The 17,713-nt window shown below is 74.0% G+C and carries 10 protein-coding genes; 1 reads left to right on the top strand and 9 read right to left on the bottom strand.

Translation table 11 applies throughout. The features are described from left to right. Positions 1 to 181 precede the first annotated feature (181 nt). The gene (locus tag Q2K19_RS16615; RefSeq protein ID WP_302772087.1) at positions 182 to 1,078 is read left to right on the top strand and encodes a phosphatase domain-containing protein; all 897 of its coding nucleotides are present in this window, start codon (positions 182 to 184) and stop codon (positions 1,076 to 1,078) included. Between the two features lie 91 nt (positions 1,079 to 1,169). Here Q2K19_RS16615 and Q2K19_RS16610 read toward each other — a convergent pair whose 3' ends face one another. From Q2K19_RS16610 to lysA, 9 genes are all read right to left on the bottom strand, one after another. Then, positions 1,170 to 4,628: a phosphodiester glycosidase family protein gene (locus Q2K19_RS16610; protein ID WP_302772085.1), complete on the bottom strand. Its 3,459-nt coding sequence runs from the start codon at positions 4,626 to 4,628 to the stop codon at positions 1,170 to 1,172. Between the two features lie 138 nt (positions 4,629 to 4,766). Then, positions 4,767 to 6,782, bottom strand: a complete 2,016-nt coding sequence (rho, locus tag Q2K19_RS16605; protein WP_302772083.1) for a transcription termination factor Rho — start codon at positions 6,780 to 6,782, stop codon at positions 4,767 to 4,769. A gap of 295 nt (positions 6,783 to 7,077) precedes the next feature. Continuing rightward, positions 7,078 to 8,016: a homoserine kinase gene (gene thrB / locus Q2K19_RS16600; protein ID WP_302772551.1), complete on the bottom strand. Its 939-nt coding sequence runs from the start codon at positions 8,014 to 8,016 to the stop codon at positions 7,078 to 7,080. Between the two features lie 175 nt (positions 8,017 to 8,191). Continuing rightward, positions 8,192 to 9,436 (bottom strand): MFS transporter, encoded by a 1,245-nt coding sequence (locus Q2K19_RS16595; RefSeq protein ID WP_302772081.1) that lies wholly within the window; start codon positions 9,434 to 9,436, stop codon positions 8,192 to 8,194. Positions 9,437 to 9,445: 9 nt separating this feature from the next. Beyond that, a complete protein-coding gene (locus Q2K19_RS16590) occupies positions 9,446 to 10,261 on the bottom strand; it encodes a polysaccharide deacetylase family protein (protein WP_302772077.1) in 816 nt (271 codons plus the stop codon). A gap of 195 nt (positions 10,262 to 10,456) precedes the next feature. Next, positions 10,457 to 13,720 carry an efflux RND transporter permease subunit gene (locus Q2K19_RS16585; protein ID WP_302772075.1) on the bottom strand — a complete coding sequence of 1,088 codons (3,264 nt, stop codon included), beginning with the start codon at positions 13,718 to 13,720 and terminating at the stop codon, positions 10,457 to 10,459. Positions 13,721 to 13,834: 114 nt separating this feature from the next. Next, positions 13,835 to 14,884: a threonine synthase gene (gene thrC, locus Q2K19_RS16580; RefSeq protein WP_302772073.1), complete on the bottom strand. Its 1,050-nt coding sequence runs from the start codon at positions 14,882 to 14,884 to the stop codon at positions 13,835 to 13,837. A 117-nt stretch (positions 14,885 to 15,001) separates the two neighbouring features. Further along, the gene (locus Q2K19_RS16575) at positions 15,002 to 16,327 is read right to left on the bottom strand and encodes a homoserine dehydrogenase (RefSeq protein ID WP_302772071.1); all 1,326 of its coding nucleotides are present in this window, start codon (positions 16,325 to 16,327) and stop codon (positions 15,002 to 15,004) included. Beyond that, positions 16,324 to 17,709, bottom strand: a complete 1,386-nt coding sequence (gene lysA / locus Q2K19_RS16570) for a diaminopimelate decarboxylase (RefSeq protein WP_302772070.1) — start codon at positions 17,707 to 17,709, stop codon at positions 16,324 to 16,326. Before lysA ends, Q2K19_RS16575 begins: the two co-directional genes overlap by 4 nt. Positions 17,710 to 17,713 lie beyond the last annotated feature (4 nt).

The following is a 17,713-nucleotide window of genomic DNA, read 5'->3' as shown; positions in this document are numbered from 1 at the left end:
CGTGAACCGGAACCGGTGGCCGATTGACCAGTGTGCCATGGGCGTCCGCCGACCCGGCGAGCGGGCCGCACACGAGGTCCGGCAGGCGCAACGCTCGCCTCGTCGTACGCATTCCCGCCCGGACCGGGGGCATTCCCCGTCGTACCGTGGCACCGGGATCGGACGGACAGGGGTGAAGCGGATGTTCTGCCTGATCGCGACGCGTGGGCTGCCCGCCTCCGGCAAGACCACCTTCGCCCGGCGGCTCCAGCCGGGGGTGGTCCGGGTCAACCGCGACGACCTGCGCCGGATGATGCACGGCGAGCGGCTCTTCACCCAGTGGGCCGAGGGGCAGGTCACCCGGGCCCAGCGGGCTCAGGTGGAGGCGCTGCTGGCGGCCCGGGTGAGCGTCTGCGTGGACGACACCAACCTGCGCTCCCGCACGCTGCGGGACTGGGCCGAGCTGGCCGAGCGGTTCGGCGCCGCGTTCGAGGTGCACGACTTCACCGACGTGCCGCTGGAGGAGTGCCTGCGCCGGGACGCCGCGCGGCCGGAGGCGGACCGGGTCGGCGAGGCGGCGATCCGCCGGCTGCACGAGCGCTACCTGGCCGACCGGCCGTTACCGCTGCCGGTGCCGACGGCCCGCACGGGCACGCCGGCCCGGGTCCACCCGCCGCACCCCGAGCCACCGGCGATCGTGCTGGTCGACATCGACGGCACGGTGGCGTTGAACGTCTCCCGCAGCCCGTACGACATGACCCGGGTCGGGGAGGACGCGCCGAACGAGGCGGTGATCGCGGCGGTGCGGGCGATGCACGCGGCCGGGCACGGGGTGGTCTTCTGCTCGGGCCGGGACGCGACCGCGCGGCCGGCCACCGAGGCCTGGCTGGACCGGCACGTCAAGGTCCCCTACCTGGCGCTGCACCTGCGGGCGGTCGGCGACAACCGCAAGGACGCCGTGGTCAAGCAGGAGATCTACGAGCGCGAGATCAAGGGCCGGTACCGGGTGGCCGGCGTCTTCGACGATCGGCAGCAGGTGGTCCGGATGTGGCGCTCACTCGGCCTGACCGTGTTCCAGGTCGCCGAGGGCGACTTCTGAGGGTGCAAGGAGGGGCCCCTTGTTAACGCCTCCGGTAGAGCACGGGCCCCCTGTTAACGCCAGGTGTTAACAGGGGGCCCCTGCTTCCCGCTCAGGCGGCGGGCGCCTCCGCCGCCGTCAGGGTCACCGTCGCCTCGGCGCGGACGCCGTTGACGGTCACCGCGAGCACCACCTGGCCGCCGGCCCGCAGCGCGGTCAGGCGCCCGGTGGCCGGGTCGAACCGGGCCACGTGCCACGGCTTCACCTCGTCGGCCCCGCCGACGAGCAGGTTCGGTGAAGCGGACCAGTCGGCGCTGACCGGCGCGGCCACCGGGATCGTCCGGCCGCCGGGCTGGGTGAGGGTGGCGGTGACCGGCGCCGGGGCGCCGACCGCGACGCTGGCCGGCGCGGCCAGGCTGAGCCGGTCGACGTGGGCGTGGAACTCCGCCTCGACCCAGTCCGGCCCCTCGGCGAGGGGGTCGCGCCGGGCCCGCTCGGCCTCCTGCGGGGTGACCGGGTCGACGCCGAACTCGGTCCAGCCGGTGAAGCCACCGAGCTCCGGCGGGGTGGACGGGTTCTTGCCCGAGTTGCCGTTGATCACGTACGGCACGCCGTCCACCCGGTCGGCGTGGAAGGTGCCGACGTGCCCGTTGACCATCAGCGCGCCCTTGCCGGTGCGGTGCTGGAAGTCGGCCAGCCACTGCTCGACCAGGGCGGCCTCCTTGCGGTCGAGGAGCTGGCTGGCCTTGGCCGGGCTGGGGTCGCGGGGCGGGTGGTGGAAGAGCACCGTCACCGAACCGACGGCCGGGTCGGCGGCGGCCGCGTCGAGCGTGTCCCGCAGCAGCTCCACCTGGTCGAAGCCGCCGCCGCGCAGCGACCCGGTCGCCGTGCTCAGCGTGACGAACCGGGTGCCCTGGTGGTCGAAGACCCGCGAGGTGTCACCGAAGACGCTGCGGAAGTTGTCGATCGGGGCGCCCATCATCTCGTGGTTGCCCGGGACGTAGTAGTAGGGCAGTTCGCCGCCCAACTCCTCGTCCAGGATCCGCTTGGCCAGCGCGAAGTCGGCCGGGTACGCGGTGTCCACGAAGTCCCCGTCGATGACCAGGAAGTCCGGCTTCGCCGCCCGGATCTCGCGGAGCGTACGGCGGGCCTGGGCGACCAGGTCGCTGTCCGGGTCGGCGGCGACGAACTGGGCGTCGGACATCACCGCGAACCGCCAGGGTGCGCCGTCCACCGTGCCGTCGCGCAGCACCACCCGGTCGGTGCGGTTCTCCTCGGCCGGAACCTGCACCGTCGGCGGCACCCGGGCCACCAGGTCGTCGATGACGACCTCGCTCTTGTACTGCTTGGCCGGGTCGGTCTCGGCCACGTAGAACCGGCGCACCCGGACCGGGTACTGCACCCCGGGCGGGACGGCGAACTCCACGTAGCGCCAGCCGGTCCAGGTGACGTACGGGCCGCGGAGCACGAACTGGGTGTCCTGGGCGTCGTGCAGGTGCAGGCTGGGCCACTCCCCCGTGCCGTTGCCCTTGATCCACATGCCGAAGGCCTGCGGCTGGCCGGGCACGTCGATCCAGGCCGGCGGGTCCGCGTACGCGGCCCGGGTGCCGGTGGACTGGCTGAAGTCGTAGGAGAGCTTCAGGCCGGTGCCGGTGTGCCCGGGAGCCGGGGCGACGGCCCCGCTGGCCCGGGCCTGGCTGAACTTCCAGGACGCGGCGTCGTCGAAGCCCGCCACCGGCACGTCGGTCAGGCCGATGGTCACCGGCAGCACCGTGCGGGTCCCGCGGACGGTCACGGCGACCAGGGCGGAGCCGGTGTCGCCGAGGGCCTTGAGGTCCAGGTTGCCGTCCGCCCTCGGGGTGATGGCGAGCAGGTCATTGTCGTACTCCAGCTTCAGGTCGGCGGGCTCGATCGGCGCGGTGTTGCCCTCGGCGTCGTAGCCCACCACGCCGAACAGGGCGGTGTCGCCCGCCTTGTTCAGGCCGAGCCGGTCGACGGTCGCGTCGATCCGCTCCAGCGGGCCGAGCACGGTCAGGTCGAGGGCGCCCCGCGCCTCCTCCCGCCAGGCGGTGACGGTGCTGTGGCCGGGCCGGCCGGCCCGGAACACGCCCTCGTCGTCCACCGTGCCCTGGGCGGCCGGGTCGGCCCGCCACTGCGGCGCGCCGGCCGCCGGCCCGTACGTCTCGTCGTAGCCGGCGGCGGTGAGCCGCCGGGTGAGGCCGGGGAAGACCCGGTCCGGCCGGCCGCCGCGGACCGGGGCGACGCCGGGCGCCGCGGTCGGGTCGCTGGCGGTCTCCAGCCAGTAGCCGGTGAGCCGGCCGCTGCCCTCGGGGGCGTAGATGGCCAGGCCGTTCGGCACCGGGCGCTCGCTGCCGTCCGAGGGGCTGTTCTCCACCTGGACCGCCGCCGCGCCGGGCTCCCGGGCCAGCAGGGTCGAGGAGCCGCCGCCGTCGAGGTTGAGCGCGTTCCACGCGCCCAGCTCGCGCATCATCCGGCCCATCTCGGTCTGGGTGACGCCCCGGCTGTCCACCTGCCGGCCGTCCACCGTCATCATGATCAGCTTGCGGCCGTCGGCGGAGAAGCCGACCGAGGTGCGCGGGGCCAGGCTCTGGTCGGCGATGTCCTGCACCACCCCGTCCCGGACCAGCACGCTGCCGCCGCCGACCGCCGCCCGCGGGCTGGTGCCGTCGGAGGCCTTCGGCCGCCAGGTCAGGCCGACCGGGTCGCCCGGCCGCAGCGCCGCCAGGGCGTCCGCCCCGGCCTCCCGGCCGAGCAGGACCGTGCTGCCGGCCGGGATCGGGCCCTCGCCCGCGGCGGTGGCCACGGTCGCCACCTTGCCGCCGGTCACCGTCACCTCGACCAGCCGCGCCGCGCCGCTCACCGCCCGCTGCCGGGTGTACGAGCCCCAGAGCGGGGTGAAGACTCCGATGCCGTTCGGCTGGACCATGTTGTTGAACTGGGTCAGCGGGACCGGCCCGACCGGCAGCGTCGCGCTGCCCTCGAAGCCGATCTGGATGACCCGGCCCAGCCCTTCCGCGCTGACCGCGACGGCGTTGCTGTGCCCGGCGACCGGCGACTGGATCAGCTCGCCGGAGCGGATGCCGATGCCCTGCGCGGCGCCGGAGTTGTTGATGTCGAAGAAGTCACCGTTGACGGCGGCCACCGCGCGGGCGCGGTCCACCGCGGTGCGCAGCGGCTCGTCCCTGGTGACCGCGCCGGAGTTGACGTAGTCCACGGTGACGCCGCCGGAGAGGTCGGCGGTGAGCGCGTCCGCGCGCAGCCAGCCGTCGGCGTCGTACCGGTCGAAGGAGGTCAGGTCGAGTCCGGGGGCGACCGGACGGGTGGTCTTCGCGGTGTCCAGGCCACCGGCCGGCGCCAGACCGGCGGCGCCCTCTCGGGCCAGGGCCACCGCGGAGTCGGGGCGGGACGACGCTGCCGGGGCGTCCTCGGCGGGGGTGCTCGGCGGGGCGGCGGGTGCCGCGACGCCGGCCGGGACGGGTCCGACCAGGGTGAGCATCGGCGTCAGCAGCAGGACACCGGCGAGACGGGCGGATCGACTGCGGATGCGCATGGACCACAGTCAACAGAGCCTGCATAGAAGTTTCAATACCCTGGGGCCTAACCGAAGAAAAACTTCACTGCTCGTCCCGGTACGCGAAGAAGGGCACGGCCCGCAGGCCGTGCCCTTCTTCGCGTCTCTCCTGTCAGGTCACTCGCCCGGGGTGGACTTCGCGATCTGCATCAGGAACTCGATGTTCGTCCGGGACTGCTTGAGCCGGTCGAGCAGGAGGTCGAGCGCCGCCTGCGAGTCCAGCGAGTGCAGCACCTTCCGGAGCTTGTGGACGATCGCCAGCTCCTCCGGCGCGAGCAGGACCTCCTCCTTGCGGGTGCCGGAGGGGTTGATGTCGATCGCCGGGAAGACGCGCTTGTCGGCGATCTTCCGGTCCAGCTTGAGCTCGGCGTTACCGGTGCCCTTGAACTCCTCGAAGATGACCGTGTCGGCCATCGAACCGGTCTCCACCAGCGCGGTGGCGAGGATGGTCAGCGAGCCGCCGTTCTCGATGTTGCGGGCCGCGCCCAGGAAGCGCTTCGGCGGGTAGAGCGCGGTGGAGTCGATACCACCCGACATGATCCGGCCGCTGGCCGGCGCCGCCAGGTTGTACGACCGACCGAGCCGGGTCACCGAGTCGAGCAGCACGACCACGTCGTGCCCCAGCTCGACCAGGCGCTTCGCCCGCTCGATCGCCAGCTCCGCCACCGTGGTGTGGTCCTGCGGCGGACGGTCGAACGTGGCCGCGATGACCTCGCCCTTCACCGACCGAGACAAGTCGGTGACCTCTTCCGGCCGCTCGTCGACCAGCACCACCATCAGGTGGCACTCCGGGTTGTTGCGGGTGATCGCATTCGCGATCGCCTGCAGCACCATCGTCTTACCGGCCTTCGGCGGCGACACGATCAGCGCCCGCTGCCCCTTGCCGATCGGCATCACCAGGTCGATCACCCGGGTGGTCAGGATGTGCGGCTCGGTCTCCAGCCGCAACCGCTCCTGCGGGTAGAGCGGAGTGAGCTTGTAGAACTCCGGCCGACGCTTCGCCTCCTCCGGCTCCATCCCGTTGATGGTGTCGAGCCGGACCAGCGGGTTGTACTTGTCGCGCCGCTGCTCGCCGTCCCGGGCCGCCCGCACGGCGCCGGTGATGGCGTCACCGCGGCGCAGGCCGTACTTCTTGATCTGGGACATCGAGACGTAGACGTCGTTCGGGCCGGCCAGGTAGCCGGTGGTCCGCACGAAGGCGTAGTTGTCGAGCACGTCGATGATGCCGGCGACCGGGACGAGCACGTCGTCCTCGCCGACCTGCGGCTCGCGGCCGCCTCCGTCGCCGCCCTCGGCCCGCTCGCCGCGGCCACGCCGACGGTCGCGGAACCGGCTGCGCCGGCCGCGCCGGCCGCCGCCCTCGCCGTCCTCGTCACCGTCGTGGTCGCGCTCAGCCCGCTGACCGCGGTCGTTGCGCTCGTTGCGCTCGCCCCGGTCACCGCGCTCGTTGCGCTCGGCCCGCTCGCCACGGTCGGCCCGCTCGTTGCGCTCGGTGCGGTCGCCGCCGCGCTCGCCGCGCTCGGCCCGCTCGCCGCGCTCGGCCCGCTCGCCGCGCTCGGCCCGCTCACCGCGCTCGGCCCGCTCACCGCGCTCGGCCCGCTCACCGCGCTCGGCCCGCTCACCGCGCTCGGCCCGCTCACCGCGCTCGGCCCGCTCACGGCCACGGCCCTCGCCGCGCTCGGCCCGCTCGCCGGTCTCGGCGGTGGCCTCCTCGGTACGCGTCTCCGCCGGCCGCGCCTCGGCGTTCGCGGCCCGGCCCCGGCGGGACCGGGTGCGACCCTCGGTCGGCTCGGCGGCCTGCTCCGCCGGGCGACGCTCGGCCTCGGCGCGCTCCTCGCGCACCTCGGCGTGCACTTCCTCCCGGACGGGTGCGGCCGCGGCCGCGACCTCGGCCCGCGGTCGAGGGGTCCCGGCGGCGGCGCCGCCCTGCCGCTCGGTGATCGCGCTGATCAGCTCGCCCTTACGCATGCGAGCCGTACCGGAGATACCGAGCGACGCGGCCAGGCTCTGGAGCTCTGGCAGCAGCATCGCCGACAGGCCGGTACCGCTGCGCCGGCGGCGCGTGGGGGCGGCGGTGGTGGCATCGCCAGCGACGTTGGAAACATCCGACGTCACGTCGGTGGTGTCGCTCAATGGATTCCTTCCCTCGATAGGCCGGGGCTGCCCGGAGTCGTGGAACAGGTGGCCGGGCGGCCTCGGTGCACCCGCCTCGCCTGACGCGGCGCGGGAGTCTGTGACACAGCAGCCGGTCGGTTTCCCGACTCACCGACATCGGTGAGCAGGTCTCGCCGTCTGCGGCGACCTGTGGAAACTGCGGTGCGGCGTGGGCCTTTGGCAGGGGTGACGGGCTGACCGCCGAGAGCTTCGGGGGTGCGCCGACCCGCAGGAAGATCGCATGCTTCGCGGCTGTGCTGAGTCTAGAGCGTAATCAACTCTTCCGACCTGCGGCAACAGGGTCCCGCTCGGCGTGTCTCAGTCTACCCCGGGCAACCCGGGCACCGCTGACGTCTATCGGCAACTCCCACCGCAGCCAGTTTGTTCCCGCGTGGAATCCCGTCGGGACCTCGGTCAACGCCAGGACGGTGGGGCCCGCCCCACTGACCACAGCCGCCACATCCGCCGCACGCAGCGCCCCCACCAGGGCCGCGGTCGCCGGCATCCCCGGGGCCCGGTAGTCCTGATGCAGCCGGTCGAGGGTGGCCGGGAGCAGCAGTGCCGGATCGCTGGTCAGCGCGTGCACCAGCAGCGCCGCCCGCCCGGCGGTCAGCGCGGCGTCCGGGTGCGGCACGGTGGCCGGCAGCGCGGCCCGCGCGGCGGCGGTGAGGCCGCGTTCGCCGGGCACGAAAACGGTGGGGCGGACGGCCTCCGCGACGGGCAGGGAGACCGCCCGGGCCCCGGCCGACTCCGTCCAGGCGATCGTGAAGCCGCCGAGCAGGCACGGCGCGACGTTGTCGGGGTGCCCCTCGATCTCGGCGGCCAGCCGGAGCGCGGCGGCGTCGTCCAGCCGCGTGGCGCCGTCGGTCACCAGCGCGCGGGCCAGCAGCACCCCGGCGACGATGGCCGCCGAGGAGGAGCCGAGGCCCCGGGCCTGCGGGATCCGGTTGACGCACTCCAGCGCCAGCCCCGGCGGATGCCCGCCCAGCACGTCGAAGGTGGCCCGCATGGACGTCACCACCAGGTGCCGCTCGTCGGCGGGCAGCTCGCCGGCACCCTCGCCGGCGACCGTCACCCGGACGCCCTCCGGCATCACCTCGGCCGCCACGTCGTCGTAGAGCCCGAGGGCCAGCCCGAGCGCGTCGAAGCCCGGGCCCAGATTGGCGCTGGTCGCGGGCACCCGGACCCGCACGGGACCGGAGGCGAAAGTCATCGGCACCGACTCATGCTAGGGCTCCGGACCAGCCACGCGCTGGTCCGCCCGGACCGTGGGACCGGCCCGGCCACGCTGGCCTGACGCCGACTCCGTCGATGGCAACCGCAGCCGCACGAGCCGGCCTGAGCCTGGCACGAGCGGATCCAGCCCGGGCCGGCCGCCGCGGGCCGGGTCAGGCGGCGCGGGTGGGCTCCGGCTGCTCCGCGGGGTCGGTGAGCGAGAGCCGCCGGGTGGCCAGCCGCCAGCCCACCGCGTAGACCACCGTGACCAGGCCACAGCCGGCCAGCACGGTCCGCTCGTTCACCGCGTCCACCACCAGCGCCACCACGAGCTGGCTGACCGAGATGGCCAGCGTCGCCAGCATCATGTCGGTGGCGAAGACCCGGCCCCGCAGCCGGTCCGGCACCTCGCCCTGCAGGGCGTAGTTGGACATCACCCAGTTGCTGCCGCCGCCGAGGTGGGCCAGGAAGACCAGGACCAGCACCAGCGGGAACCAGTCGACCACCGAGGTGCCGAGGTAGGCCACGCCGTAGAGGGACATGGACAGCGCCAGGCCGGTCAGCAGCCAGGCCCGGTTGGACAGCACCCGGCGCATCAGGATCGGGCCGACCAGGGCACCCGCACCCCGGCTGGCGAAGAGCAGGCCGGTGCCGATCGGCCCGGCCCCGTATACCGCGGCGAGCAGCGGGAAGACGGTCAGCACCCCGTTGCCCAGGCCGACCGCCGACTTCACGGTGACCAGGGCGAGCACCCGCGGCCGGTGCGCGATGTAGCCCAGCGCCTCGCGGATCGCCGGCCAGGTGCGCGGGGTGGCCAGCGCCGGGTCGCGGGGCGCCTGCAACGGCCGTCGGATCAGCGCGGCCAGGCCCGCGGCCACCGCCAGGCCGCCCGCCGCCACCCAGAAGCTGACGTACGGCCCGGCGGCGGCGCTGAGCATGCCACCGAGCGAGGCGCCGACCACGGTCATGGTGCCCCAGGCGGAACCGGCGACGGCGTTGCCGGCGGCCAGGTCCGCCGGGTCGAGCACGTTCGGCAGGGCGGCCTGGGCGGCCGGCGAGTAGAACGCCTTCGCCACCGCCACCAGCGCGATCGACACCAGGGCCAGCCAGGCCGTCCCGGCGCCCCGGACGCCGAGCAGGAGCAGGATGCCGGCCAGCGCGGCGAGGTTCGCCACCATCATGATCTTCCGCCGGTCGAACCGGTCCGCGATGGTCCCGGTGTACGGCAGCAGCAGCGCCGTCGTGCCGGTGTCCACGGCGAGCACCAGCGCCCCCCACACCCCGCTGCCGGTCAGCTCCGGCAGGAGCACCAGCAGCGGCACCATGACGAACCAGTCGGCGCCGAACACCACCAGCTCGGCGAGGAAGAGGCTGCGGAAGTCACGGTTGCGGACCAGCACGGAAAGGGTCGGCGACACGCGGGAACCTTACCGGGCCACTCCGACGGTGTGCCCGAGCAGTTGGGAGACCGTGACGAACCGGTAGCCGCGGTCCCGCAACCCGGTGATCATCTCCGGCAGGCCGCGGAGCGCCACCAGGCGCTGCTCGTGGCCGACGTCGTGGCCGAGCAGGATCGTGCCGGGTTGGACGTCGGCGACGATCCGCCGGGCGTGACCGGACGGGTCGTGCGGGAACTCGTCCTCTCTCATCTGCAACGTCCACAGCACGAGCGAGTAGTCCAGCCGGGCGGCGGCGTGCAGCACCGCGCCGCCCAGGTGCCCCCAGGGCGGGCGGAGCAGCCGGGGCTCCGTCCCGGCCGCCTCGGCGATCGCGTCGTGGCTGCGCTTCAGGTCGTCGTACGCGGTGTGCGCGTCCATCCGGGCCAGGTCGTGGTGGGCCCAGCTGTGGTTGCCGACCTCGTGCCGGGCCAGCCGGCCGCGCACCAGGCCGGCGTGCTGCCGGGCCCGCTCCCCGACCAGGAAGAAGGTGGCCGGGACGGCGTACCGCTCCAGGATGTCCAGCACCATCGGCGTCCACTGTGGCTGCGGGCCGTCGTCGAAGGTGAGCGCGATCATGCGCTCGCTGGTGCGTACCCCCCAGGCGACCTCGACGGAACCGGCGCCGACCTGCTGGTGGCGGTTGCCCAGGGTGGCGCTGGCGGGCCCGCCGGCGAGCGGAAGCCGACGGTCGGCGATCCAGACGGTCTGCGAGGTGGCGGCGACCCCCAGCGCCGCGCCGCCGGCCAGCAGGGTGGCCCGGCGCAGGATCGTGCGCCTGCCCCACCGGCCCCCGCCGTCCGCCATGCCCCCGCTCCCACTCCGGCCGCCCCCAGCAGCGGGGACGCACCGACACCAACCGCAGCTATAGGCTCACTCACCGTACCGTTCCCGCGTCGCCGCGTCCGGGCGGTGGCCGCACGAACCGGAAAGAGTGGCCGTCCCGGGCGGGACAGCCACTCTTTCCGGGCAACCGCGCCCGAGGCAGCGGGCGCGGGTGGATCAGTCTCCCGGCGGCAGCGGGGAACGGCGGCTCCTCGGCAGGCGGAGCACCTCGAACTGGTCCGTACCGTCGATCAGCGCGGCCGACGGGGCCGGGCGGGCCGGCGGCTCGGCGGCCCGCGGCGCGGCGCTGTCGTCGGCCGCCGCACGAGCCCCGACGGTGACCGGAACCAACTCCGGCTCCGGCGTCCGGGCCGGCACCGGGGTGCCCCGGCGGCGGGCCCGGCGGGCCCGCAGCGACTCCTTGGTGCGCTCCACCATGGTGTAGAGGGTCGGCACCAGGATCAGGGTCAGCAGCGTCGAACTGATCAGGCCGCCGATCACCACGATCGCCAGCGGGCGGGAGATGAAGCCTCCCTCACCGGTGAGGCCCAGCGCCATCGGCAGCAGCGCGAACACGGTGGCGACCGCGGTCATCAGGATCGGCCGCAGCCGCCGCCGGCCACCCTCGACCACCGCCTCGGCGACCCCCATGCCCTGCGCCCGGTACTGGTTGATCAGGTCGAGCAGCACGATCGCGTTGGTCACCACGATGCCGACCAGCATGAGCACGCCTATCAGCGCCGGGACGCCCAGCGGCGTGCCGGTGGCCAGCAGCAGCGCGATCGCGCCGGTGGCCGCGAACGGGACGGAGATCAGCAGGATCAGCGCCTGGGTCAGGCTGCGGAACGTACCGACCATGATCAGGAAAACGATCGCGATCGCGGCCAGCACGGCCAGCCCCAGGTCGGCGAAGGCGTCCTTCTGGTCGGCGCTGACCCCGCCGATGGTGAACGTCGCCCCCGGCACGTCCAGCGCGTCCAGCCGCTTCTGCAGCTCCTGGGTGGTGGCGCCGAGGTTGGAGCCGGTGGCCGTACCGGTGATCGAGACGCTGCGCTCCCCGTCGATCCGGGTCACCTGCTGCGGACCCTCGACCTGGTCGACGTCGGCGATGTCGTCCAGCTTGACCCGGCCGACCGGCAGCGCCCGCAGCTCGTCGACGGTCAGCGGCGGCCGGGCCCCGCTGCTGAGCACCACGTCCCGCGGCCGGCCGTCGACGGTGACCTGGCCCAGCGGGGCACCCCGGTACGCCTGGGCGACCAGCTGCCCGACGGCTGCCTCGGTGAGCCCGGCCCGGGCCGCGGCGACCCGGTCGACCGTCACCTCGACCCGGGGCACCCGGGTGGCGAGGCTGCTGGCCGCGTCCTCGACGCCCGGCGTACCGGCCAGGGCGTCCCGGGCGGCCTCGGCGGCCCGAGTGAGGGTGTCCTGGTCGGCGGCCTTCGCGATCACCTCGAGCTGGTTGGCGGAGCTGGCGCTCTCCCCCGCGCCGAAGCTCAGCTCGCCGGCCTCCGGCCCGAGCGCGTCGAACTCCTCGCGCAGGCTCGCGCGGACCTTCGTCGCGTCGGCGTCGTCGGCGAGTGCCACCGAGTAGGAGGCGATGTTGTTGCCGCCGCCCACCCACGGGTTGTCGCTGCCGCCCGCGGAGACCTGGTACGTCTTCACCCCCGGCGTGCGCCGGAGGACCTCCTCCACCCGGGCGGCGGCCTGGTCGGTGCCGGTCAGCCCGGTGCCCGCCGGCAGCTCCTGCCGGATGGAGAGGGTGAGCTGGCCGGAGTCATCCAGGAAGTTGGTCTCCAGCTTCTGCGCCAGGCCGAAGGTGCCGACCAGCACCAGCAGGCCCAGGCCGACGGTGGCCCAGCGGGTGCCGCGGGACCGGGTGGCGAAGCCGATGACCGGCAGGTACCCCCGCTGCAACGAGCTGCGCAGCTCCTTCTCCTCGGCGGCGCGCCGGGCGGCCGCGTCGTCCGCGCCGCGCCGCGGCTTCAGGAACCAGTACGCCAGCACCGGGATGACGGTCAGCGCGACCAGCAGCGAGGCGAGCAGGGCCACCGTCACGGTGATCGCGAACGGCGCGAAGAGCTGCCCGACGAAGCCGCCCACCAGCGCGATCGGCGCGAAGACGGCCACCGTGGTGAGCGTGGAGGCGGTCACCGCCCCGGCGACCTCGCGGACCGCGCCGAGGATGGCCTCCCGCTTCGGCTCGCCGTACTCCAGGTGCCGTTTGATGTTCTCCAGCACCACGATGGAGTCGTCGACGACCCGGCCGACCGCGATGGTCAGCGCGCCGAGGGTGAGCAGGTTGAGCGAGTAGTCGCCGGCCCAGAGCGCGATCAGCGCGACCAGCACGGAGAGCGGGATGGAGACCGCGGTGACCACGGTGGAGCGGACCGAGAGCAGGAAGACCAAGATCACCACGACCGCCATCAGCAGGCCGAGCAGGCCCTCGGTGGTGAGGCTCTCGATGGACCGCTCGACGAACGGCGCCTGGTCGAAGACCACGGTCAGGTCGGCGTTGGAGGCGGCCGCCAGCGCGTCCAGCCGGTCCCGGATCTCGTGCGAGATGCGGACCGCGTTGCCGTCCGGGGTGGCGGTGACCGCGATGCCCAGGCTCGGCTTGCCGTCGGTCCGGGTGAACCCGCTGGCCGGCGCGAGCTGCTCCGCCACCCGGGCCACGTCGCCGAGGCGCACCGGGGCGGCGGGGGCGGTGGCGAGCACGATGCCGCGCAGGTCGTCCACGGTTCGGATCGGAGTGCCGACCTGCACCGGAAGGGACCGGCTGCCATCGGCCACCGCGCCGGCGGGCAGCGCGACCCCGTTGGTCTTGAGCGCCTCGGCGATGGCGGTCGGGGCGAGCCGGGCGGCGGCCAGCTTCACCGGGTCGGGGGTGATCAGCAGGACCTGGTCGCGGGTGCCGGTCACCTCGACCGTGCGCACCCCGTCCAGTCCCTCCAGCTCGGGTACGACGGTGGCCCGCAGCTTGTCGGCCAGGGCCTGCTCGTCACCGCCGCCGGTCGCGGCGACCACCACGGCCGGGAGGTCGTCGGTGCTGCCCGCGACGACCTGCGGGTCCACCCCCGCGGGCAGCTGCCCGTCGATCCGGCTCAGCGCGGTCTGCATCTTGTTGACCACGTCGTCCAGGTCGGTGCCGAAGGCGTACTGCACCTGGACGGTGGCGGCGCCCTCACGCGAGGTCGAGGTCACCTTCTCCAGGCCCGGGATGCCCTGGAGGCTGTTCTCGATCGGCTCGGCGACCTGGGACTCGACGATCTCCGGCGCGGCGCCCGGGTAGGGCGCCACGATGAACGCGGCGGGGAACTCCAGCGACGGCAGCAGCTGCTGCTTCAGCGACGGCACGGCGAACGCCCCGAACGCCGTGGTCACCAGTGCGATGAGGGCGATCAGCCCCCGGTTGGCAAGGCTGAATCTGGCGAGCAGCGACATCGGCGTTACTCACTCCTGGAAAAGGGTCTGTGAAGTCCACAAAGTCTGCCGCACCCGGTCACGCTCCCAGGCACCCACCCCGACCCGGCCGGTCCGGCGCGGTGCCGACCGGGGTCAGGCGAGGTCGAGGGAGCGGGCGGCGGCGACCGGGTCGTTGGCGATCGTCAGCGGGGCGGGGGCGGTGGAGATGGCCCACTCGGGGTCCTTCAGGCCGTGGCCGGTGACCGTGCAGACCACGGTGGCCCCGGCCGGCACCCGGCCGGCGGCGGACTGCTGGAGCAGACCGGCCACGCTGGCCGCGCTGCCCAGCTCGACGAAGACGCCCACCTCGCGGGCCAGCAGCCGGTACGCCGTCAGGATCTCCCGGTCGGTGACCGCCGAGATCAGCCCGTCGGAGGCGTCCCGGGCGTCGATCGCCTTGGTCCAGCTCGCCGGGTTGCCGATCCGGATGGCGGTGGCGATCGTCGACGGCTCCGGCACCACCTTGCCGGTGACGATGGGGGCCGCGCCGGCCGCCTGGAAGCCGTACATCTTCGGGGCCCTCGTGGCCCGGCCGGCCGCCCGGTCCTCCGAGTAGCCCATCCAGTAGGCGGAGATGTTGCCGGCGTTGCCGACCGGCAGGCAGTGGATGTCCGGCGCGTCGCCCAGCGCCTCGACGATCTCGAAGGCGGCCGTCTTCTGCCCGTGCAGCCGGTCCACGTTCACCGAGTTGACCAGGGCGACCGGGTAGTCCTGGGCGAGCTTGCCGGCGAGCGCCAGGCAGTCGTCGAAGTTGCCCTGCACCTGGAGCAGCCTGGCGCCGTGCACCAGCGCCTGGGCCAGCTTGCCCAGCGCGATCTTGCCCTGCGGCACGAGCACCGCACAGGTGATCCCGGCGCGGGCGGCGTACGCCGCGGCGGAGGCGCTGGTGTTGCCGGTGGAGGCGCAGATGATCGCCTTGTCACCGGCCTCGACGGCCTTGGAGACGGCGACCGTCATGCCCCGGTCCTTGAACGAGCCCGTCGGGTTGGCGCCCTCGACCTTGAGCCAGACGTCGGCCCCGACCCGGGCCGAGAGCACCGGCGCCGGCAGCAGCGGGGTGTTCCCCTCGTGCAGGGTGACGACCGGAGTGGCGTCGGTGACCGGCAGCCGGTCGCGGTACGTCTCGATCAGACCCCGCCACATGTCGCACTCCTCGCCTCTCGCGCCCCGGCCGCATGGGGGCCGCCCCTACCAGCGTGGACCAGCCTCCCGGACCGGCCGCCGGCACACCTCCCCTTAACCATCAGGCGGGACGGGAGGCTACGCCCCGCCCTCGACCCGGAGCACGCTGGTCACCGAGCGGACGATCGCCAGCCCGCGCAGCTCCCGGACGGTGGCCGCGAGCGCGGCGTCGGGCGCCACGTGGGTGACGATGACCAGCTCGGCGTCCTCGCCCCGGCCGGCCGGACCGCCGCCCGCCGGGCCCTGCCGCACCGTGGCGATGGAGACCTCGTGCCGGGCGAAGACCCCGGCCACCGCCTCCAGCACACCCGGCCGGTCGGTCACGTCGAGGCTGATGTGGTAACGGGTGAGGGCCTCGCCCATCGGCCGGACCAGCAGGTCCGCGTACGCCGACTCGCTGGCCGCGTGCACCCCGGCGAGGCGGTTGCGGGCCACCGCCACCACGTCGCCGAGGACCGCGCTGGCGGTCGGCGCGCCGCCGGCGCCCCGGCCGTAGAACATCAGCTGCCCGGCCGCCTCGGCCTCGACGAAGACCGCGTTGAACGCGTCGCCGACGCCCGCGAGGGGGTGGGTCAGCGGGATCATCGCCGGGTGCACCCGGACGCTGACCGTCTCGTGGCCGGCCGCGTCGGCGCCCCGGGCGGCGATGCAGAGCAGCTTGATGGTGCACCCCATCGCCTTGGCGCTGGCCACGTCGGCGGCGGTCACCTCGGTGATCCCCTCGCGGTGGACGTCGGCGGCGGTCACCCGGGTGTGGAACGCCAGCGAGGCGAGGATGGCCGCCTTGGCGGCGGCGTCGAAGCCCTCCACGTCGGCCGTCGGGTCGGCCTCCGCGTACCCCAGCTCGGTGGCCTCCTCCAGGGCCTCGGCGAAGCCGGCGCCGGTGGCGTCCATGGCGGAGAGGATGAAGTTGGTGGTGCCGTTGACGATGCCGGTGACCCGGTTGATCCGGTCGCCGTGCAGCGACTCGCGCAGCGGGCGCAGCAGCGGGATGGCGCCCGCCACGCTGGCCTCGTAGTAGAGGTCGGCGCCGCCCTCGGCGGCCGCGTCGTGCAGCGTCGCGCCGTCCTCGGCGAGCAGCGCCTTGTTGGCGGTCACCACGCTCTTGCCCGCGCGCAGCGCCTCGACCAGCCAGCCCCGGGCCGGCTCGATGCCGCCGACCACCTCCACCACGATGTCCACGTCGTCCCGCTTGACCAGCCCGAGCGGGTCGGTGGTGAACAGCGCGGGGTCGACCGGCAGGTCGCCGCGGTCCCGGCCGACCCGGCGTACGGCGATCCCGGCGATCTCCAGCGGGGCGCCGATCCGGGCGGCGAGGTCGGCCGACTGCTCGTGCAGCAGCCGAACCACGTCGCTGCCGACCGTGCCGCAGCCGAGCAGCGCCAAGCGAACGGGTGAGGTCATCCGACATCCAATGCGAGCAGGTCGTCTTCGGTCTCCCGGCGGACGATCAGCCGGGCCCGACCGTCGCGGACGGCGACGACCGGGGGCCGCGGGACATGGTTGTAGTTGCTGGCCATGCTCCGGCAGTAGGCCCCGGTGCCGGGCACCGCGACAAAATCTCCGGGCTGCACGTCGGCGGGCAGGAATTCATCCTTCACCACGATGTCCCCGGACTCACAGTGCTTTCCCACCACACGGGCGAGCATCGGCTCCGCCACCGAGGTGCGGTTGGCCACCGTCGCCGAGTAGGACGCGTCGTAGAGGGCGGTGCGGATGTTGTCGCTCATCCCACCGTCCACGCTCACGTACGTCCGCAGGCCGTCGACGTCCTTGACCGTGCCGACCTCGTAGAGGGTGAACATCGCCGGCCCGACGATCGCCCGGCCGGGCTCGATGGACAGGTGCGGCACTCGCAGCTTCTCGGCGAAGCACTCGCTGTCGACGATCTTGCGGAGCCGCTTGGCCAGGTCGCCCGGCGCGGCCGGGTCGTCCTGGGTGGTGTACGCGATGCCGAAGCCGCCGCCGAGGTCCAGCTCGGGCAGCTCCACGCCGCGGGCGTCGCGGATCTGCGCCTGGAGGGCGAGCACCCGGCGGGCGGAGACCTCGAAGCCGCTGGCGTCGAAGATCTGCGAGCCGATGTGCGAGTGCAGCCCGCGCAGCTCCAGCACGTCCTCGTCGAGGATCTTGAAGGCGGCGGCCGCCGCCGCCCCGCCGGCCAGGGAGAAGCCGAACTTCTGGTCCTCGTGCGCGGTGGCGATGAACTCGTGGGTGTGCGCCTCCACGCCGACGGTGACCCGGACCAGCACCCGGGGGCGTACCCCGCGCTCGCGGGCGAGCGCGGTGAGCCGGTCGATCTCGGCGAACGAGTCGACGATGATCCGGCCCACCCCGGCGTCGACCGCCCGGGTCAGCTCGGCCACCGACTTGTTGTTGCCGTGGAAGCCGATCCGCTCCGGCGGCATCCCCGCCGACAGCGCGGTGGCCAGCTCACCGCCGGTGCAGACGTCGAGGAACAGGCCCTCCTCGGCGATCATGCGGACCACGGCGCGGCAGAGGAACGCCTTGCCGGCGTAGTAGACGTCGGCGTCGGGGAAGGCGGCCCGGAACTCGCGGCAGCGCGAGCGCAGGTCGTCCTCGTCCAGCACATACACCGGGGTGCCGAACTCGGCGGCCAGGTCGCGGACGTCCAGGCCGGCGACGGTCAGCGCGCCGCCCTCGGCGCGCGCGACGTTGCGCGGCCAGAGCTGCGGGACCAGGGCGTTGACGTCGACCGGGGTCCGCAGCCACGCGGGCCCCCGGGTGCCGATCTCGCCGTGCAGGGCACCGGCCTCGTGCGCGCGCATCGCG

This window comes from Micromonospora sp. NBRC 110009 (assembly GCF_030518795.1).
In the GTDB taxonomy this organism is placed as follows: domain Bacteria; phylum Actinomycetota; class Actinomycetes; order Mycobacteriales; family Micromonosporaceae; genus Micromonospora.
The sequence above is the reverse complement of the archived record's forward strand: the minus strand, read 5'-3'. Positions and strand labels throughout refer to the sequence as shown.

Excerpts from the sequence above, each read along its gene's own strand:
- Q2K19_RS16615 (WP_302772087.1), top strand. The coding sequence starts at position 182 with ATGTTCTGCCTGATCGCGACGCGTGGGCTGCCCGCCTCCGGCAAGACC.
- Q2K19_RS16610 (WP_302772085.1), bottom strand. The coding sequence starts at position 4,628 with ATGCGCATCCGCAGTCGATCCGCCCGTCTCGCCGGTGTCCTGCTGCTG.
- thrB (WP_302772551.1), bottom strand. The coding sequence starts at position 8,016 with ATGACTTTCGCCTCCGGTCCCGTGCGGGTCCGGGTGCCCGCGACCAGC.
- Q2K19_RS16590 (WP_302772077.1), bottom strand. The coding sequence starts at position 10,261 with ATGGCGGACGGCGGGGGCCGGTGGGGCAGGCGCACGATCCTGCGCCGG.
- Q2K19_RS16585 (WP_302772075.1), bottom strand. The coding sequence starts at position 13,720 with ATGTCGCTGCTCGCCAGATTCAGCCTTGCCAACCGGGGGCTGATCGCC.
- thrC (WP_302772073.1), bottom strand. The coding sequence starts at position 14,884 with ATGTGGCGGGGTCTGATCGAGACGTACCGCGACCGGCTGCCGGTCACC.
- Q2K19_RS16575 (WP_302772071.1), bottom strand. The coding sequence starts at position 16,327 with ATGACCTCACCCGTTCGCTTGGCGCTGCTCGGCTGCGGCACGGTCGGC.
- lysA (WP_302772070.1), bottom strand. The coding sequence starts at position 17,709 with ATGCGCGCGCACGAGGCCGGTGCCCTGCACGGCGAGATCGGCACCCGG.